6 protein-coding genes and 1 pseudogene are annotated in these 4,732 nt (G+C 67.8%); 3 read left to right on the top strand and 4 right to left on the bottom strand.

What is annotated here, in order from left to right:
* Positions 1 to 71: 71 nt before the first annotated feature.
* From QZV72_RS01150 to QZV72_RS01140, 3 genes are all read left to right on the top strand, one after another.
* The gene (locus QZV72_RS01150) at positions 72 to 302 is read left to right on the top strand and encodes a hypothetical protein (RefSeq protein ID WP_297004185.1); all 231 of its coding nucleotides are present in this window, start codon (positions 72 to 74) and stop codon (positions 300 to 302) included.
* Between the two features lie 229 nt (positions 303 to 531).
* Positions 532 to 840, top strand: coding sequence for a YdeI/OmpD-associated family protein (locus QZV72_RS01145; protein ID WP_297004188.1), 309 nt, complete (start codon positions 532 to 534; stop codon positions 838 to 840).
* Between the two features lie 242 nt (positions 841 to 1,082).
* Complete coding sequence (locus QZV72_RS01140) at positions 1,083 to 1,478, top strand: type II toxin-antitoxin system death-on-curing family toxin (protein WP_297004183.1); 396 nt, start codon at positions 1,083 to 1,085, stop codon at positions 1,476 to 1,478.
* 17 nt (positions 1,479 to 1,495) lie between these two features.
* Here QZV72_RS01140 and adhP read toward each other — a convergent pair whose 3' ends face one another.
* From adhP to QZV72_RS01120, 4 genes and pseudogenes are all read right to left on the bottom strand, one after another.
* Positions 1,496 to 2,521 (bottom strand): alcohol dehydrogenase AdhP, encoded by a 1,026-nt coding sequence (adhP, locus tag QZV72_RS01135; RefSeq protein ID WP_297004181.1) that lies wholly within the window; start codon positions 2,519 to 2,521, stop codon positions 1,496 to 1,498.
* A 266-nt stretch (positions 2,522 to 2,787) separates the two neighbouring features.
* Positions 2,788 to 3,585: a hypothetical protein gene (locus QZV72_RS01130; protein WP_297004179.1), complete on the bottom strand. Its 798-nt coding sequence runs from the start codon at positions 3,583 to 3,585 to the stop codon at positions 2,788 to 2,790.
* A complete protein-coding gene (locus QZV72_RS01125) occupies positions 3,582 to 4,313 on the bottom strand; it encodes an ABC transporter ATP-binding protein (RefSeq protein ID WP_297004177.1) in 732 nt (243 codons plus the stop codon). Before QZV72_RS01125 ends, QZV72_RS01130 begins: the two co-directional genes overlap by 4 nt.
* Positions 4,314 to 4,320: 7 nt before the next feature.
* Positions 4,321 to 4,732, bottom strand: a pseudogene (locus QZV72_RS01120) (hypothetical protein); the annotation flags it as partial.

Below are 4,732 nucleotides of genomic sequence, written 5' to 3'. Positions count from 1 at the left end.
TCTCGATCAGTGTCGACAGCCGTCCGGTAGGGCGACCGTGGGACATAGCCTGGGAAGTCAAGAGTCTCGAGATGACATCTGACGGGGGAACCTCGGTGATCTTCGACGGCAGCATCGACATGTGGATCCCCGTAGACCCAGTTATCGAACTCCGGGGAGTGGTCGGCTGGACGCGACAGTGGAAGAGCGATGAGGTCAAGAGTCTGTTGATCACATGTGACGCGGGGTGTGTGAAGAACGCGGGGAGCCTGGACCGTGCGTGGGCCCGCCGGGTCGTCGTGGAGTTCTACCGGGGGATCTGATGGAGGCACTGGTAGGACTTCGGATGCAGGGCCGGATTCTCGGAGACGACGACAGACAACGACATGGCATCGTCATGATCAGCACGGTGTGTGAATGATTGCACGCCGGGGCTTTCGCGTGCAGTGATGTGTGAATGTGTGTGAATGTGCGTGTGAATGCGTGTGAATGCGCGTGAACGCGCACGGGTGGATCGGGCCCGGCACGTGTAGCGTCATGCCCATGAGTGAAGTGACCGAAGTGACCGTCTCCGGTGGTGTCGTCCACGAACTGCCCGATGACCTGCGGGACGCCATCCTCGGCGGTGACCGCGGTCCGGGCGACGACGGCAGTGACGCGGTGGCGCGCAGCGTCCTCGACCTGTGGGAGGCGTGCACCCCGCTGGGGCGCAACGAGTTCATCTGCTGGGTCGGGGACGCGAAGCAGGCGAAGACCCGCGCCCGGCGCATCCGGCGGACCTGCGAGGAGTTGGAGGAGGGGAAGCGGCGTCCGTGCTGCTGGCCGGGCTGCAGCCACCGCGAGCGCACCGGGAAGGCGTGACTCGCGGGGTTCCCGTTGTTCAGAGCACCGTGTAGTGTCGGTGGCTCACAGGGCACCGGGTGCAGGAAGGGGCATCATCATGACAGCTGCACACGACAACACGGTTGAGGACGCCACGACGGCGGGGGCGGGGCGACCGTCGACGTGGGCAAGGACCGGGTGGCGTCTGACGAGGAGTTCTGGGCGGCCTTCATGAGAGAGAAGGGAGCCTGGAAGGAAACCGAGCGACGGCTGCATGACCGGTGACCGTCAAGGTCACGTCGCCGCAGATCATCAGGATCAACCAGCATCTCGATGACTGCGTGCATGTGGTCACCGGTCCGAGTGCCTTGGACGGGGCGGTGAATGCCGCCTTCCGGACCATGTTCGGGCAGGATCTCAACGAGACTCTCGAGGAGAAGGCGGTCGCACTGCTGTACGGCGTCCTGAAGGCGCACGCCTTCTTCGACGGGAACAAGCGCACAGCCTGGTTCGCCTTCACGACGTTTCTCAACCTCAACGGCATCCGCCTCACGGAGCGGTCCAGCGGCCACCAGGATGACATGGTCGTCGACCTCGTCGAGGACCGCATCACGAAAGACGACGTCGTGGCCTGGATCCGCACACAGATCCGTCTCGGTCGGGCAGTGGAACAGTAACTGCGGACATCGGCAGATCAGTAACGGATCGCCATGCGTCCGTCGATCTTGCCCTTCTCCATGTTGGTGAAGACCTCGTTGACGTCCTCGAGGCGGCACTCGGTCACTGTCGGGTGGATGAGGCCACGGGCGTAGAAGTCCAGCGCCTCGACCTGGTCCTGCCGGTCACCGACGAGCGAGCCGCGGATTGTCAGACCCTTGAGCACGATGTCGAAGATCGGGGCGGGGAACTCTCCCGGGGGCAGGCCGTTGAAGACGATGGTGCCGGCGCGGCGCGCCATGTTGATCGCCTGGCCGAACGCCTGCGGGTGCACCGCGGTGACGAGGACGCCGTGCGCACCACCGTCGGTGTACTCCTGCACTGCCTCGGCCGGGTCGACCTCGGCGGCGTTGACGGTGAACTCTGCACCGTGCTTCTTCGCCAGCTCCAGCTTGTCGTCCGCGATGTCGACGGCGATGACGCGCATGCCCATCGCCTTCGCGTACTGCACGGCGAGGTGGCCGAGACCACCGACACCGGAGATGACCATGAACTGGCCGGGCTTCGTCTCGGAGACCTTGAGACCCTTGTAGACGGTGACGCCGGCACAGAGGATCGGGGCGACCTCCAGCGGGTCGGAGCCCTCCGGGATGCGCGGGGCGAAGCGGGTGTCCACCAACATGTAGGTGCCGAAGGAGCCGTTGACGGTGTATCCGCCGTACTCGGCGTTCGGGCAGAGCGTCTCCCAGCCCTTCAGGCACTGGTCACAGTTGCCGCAGGCCGACCAGAGCCACGCGTTACCGACGAGGTCACCGACCTTGACGGTGTGGTCGCCGGGGCCGAGCTCGACAACCTCGCCGACGCCCTCGTGTCCCGGGACGAACGGCGGCTCCGGCTTGACCGGCCAGTCGCCGTGGGCGGCGTGGAGGTCGGTGTGGCAGATGCCTGAGGTGATGAGCTTGACGAGAGCCTGGTTGTGTCCGGGAGTGGGCAGAGCGACATCTTCGATGACGAGGGGAGCGCCGAACTCCTCGACGACAGCTCCGGTGAATGTGTCGGTCACGGTAGATCCTTCCGGTGGGGAAAATGGTGTGCCCCGGACGCTAACAAGGACCGTGGTGCCACCGCTAGGACAGGCCCGGGTCGACAACCTGCCGGCTGGCGGGGATCGTCACCTCAGAGGGCCAGCTCAGGGCGCCTATCCGTGGTCTTCGCGGGGTAGTCCACAGGGCGTGAACCGTGGGGGGTGCCGGGGGTGTTTTTGGAGACAATACAGTGATGGGGTTCCGCAGAACCGTCAACAGTTATGCCTCAACAGTTGTTTTCCTGTCACTGTTTCTGTGCCGTGACCCCGGCACCGACCAGCAGGGCGGCGATGAGGAACACGTAGAGCAGTGCTCCGTCCGGCCCCCAGGAGGGTTCCAGTGCGATGTCCTGCCCGGTCGCGTACTGCCCGTTGAGGAACGGCATCCACCCCAGCAGATCCGCCCCCTTCGGGATGTACACCAGGGCACTCTCGACGAGCAGGGACCACAACGTCAGCACCGCGACCGCCGCCGCGGGTATCCTGACCAGCGCGCCGACCCCCACACCGATGCCGGACGCGGCCACCGCGTACAGCGGTACCGTCCAGAGGAACCGCAGGCCGGCGTCCGACCCGACCGCCACGGACCCGTACACCCCGGGGAACACCACCGGCAGGGCGAGCAGCAGCGCGGTCACCGCCGCCACCGAGCACGCCGCAGCGACAGCGCCGGTGACGAACCACCGGGCCAGCAGATCGGGACCGGTGCGGGGCAGCAGGTGACGGTGGAGTTCCCCGACCGGACCCCGGGTGGACGTGGACTGCGCGTAGGCCGCCACCACGGCATGCACCGTGATCCCCAGTGAGATCACCCAGTACACAGAGTTCGTCGTGTCGATCTCCCGCACCCGGATCAGCGCCTCGCCGAGACCACCGGCACCGTCGGTTGTGTCGCCGTGCAGCTTCTCCGCGACACCGGCGACGACCAGACTCACCAGCAGCGGTAGACCGAACCCCAGGGGGAGGGACGCCCGGAGCAGCGGACCCCGGCGTCCACCGAGGCGGACGGCCTCGGCCCGGGCACTGCGCAGGAACGCGCTCATCGCCGCACCTCCGCGGAACCGCACGCCCGGGGGACCAGGGCGACGACGGCGTCCTCCAGGGTGGTGTGGCCACCGCGGACCTCGGCCAGGGTCCCGGCGGCGGCGACCGCCCCACCCTCCAGCAGCAGCACGGCGTCCGCGGAGAGCTCCACCTCACTGAGGTGGTGGCTGGCGACGATGACACACCTGCCGTCCCCGGCCAGTTTCCGCAGCAGTCGGCGCAGCCACAGCACACCGGCGATGTCGAGACCGTTGAGCGGCTCGTCGAGGACCACATTGGGCGGGTCGCCGAGCAGCGCGCCGGCGATGCCGAGCCGCTGACGCATCCCCAGGGAGTAGCCGGAGACCACCTCATCGGCGACGGCGTCGAGCCCGACCTCGGTGAGCCGACGGTCGGCCCCGGTGGCGTCCAGCCCGGAGGACGCGGCGAGCCACCGCAGGTGACGGCGTCCGGTGTGGCCGGGGTGCACGGCGGCGGTGTCGAGGAACATGCCGGTCCGGCGCCCCGGGGCGGGCCAGGCGTCCGGTGTGCGGCCGTCGACGAGGACGCGTCCGGCGGTGGGACGCTGCACCCCGCACAGCAGGCGGAGCAGGGTGGACTTGCCGGTGCCGTTGAGCCCCAGGACACAGGTCACCTCGCCGTCGGGGAAGGTGTGGGACACGTTGCGCAGCGGGGTGACGGGTCGACGGCGCCCGAAGGTGCACGTCAGATCGGTGGTGGTGATCATGGCGTCCTCAGGCGTTGCAGTAGACGGGCAGACCGACGGTGCGGACGCCGGTGCAGACCGAGGCGCTGGACAACCGCCATGTTCCGTCGCGGTGGACGAAGGTGATCGGCAGGGACACATCCGGAATTCCCTGTGACCGGGCGTTGAGGTGCGCGGTGACGGTGTCACCGTCGCGCTCGACCGGGCCGGTGATCTCGGAACCGCCGCGGGGCGCGCGGAAGAGTCCGATGCGCGAGACCGTCTGCGGGACGATGAGGGCGTCCGCCGACTCGAGGTACTTCTCCTTCTCTGCGTCGGAGGCGTCGGTCGCGGTGAGCAGGTGGACGATGTCGGTGAGTTCGTCGGCGCCCGGGGTGGGGACGCCGTCTGTGCTGTCCGTGCCGTCCGTGCTGTCCGTGCTGTCCGTGCCGTCCGTGCCG

Source organism: uncultured Corynebacterium sp. (assembly GCF_902782855.1).
Lineage (GTDB): Bacteria > Actinomycetota > Actinomycetes > Mycobacteriales > Mycobacteriaceae > Corynebacterium.
The sequence above is the reverse complement of the archived record's forward strand: the minus strand, read 5'-3'. Positions and strand labels throughout refer to the sequence as shown.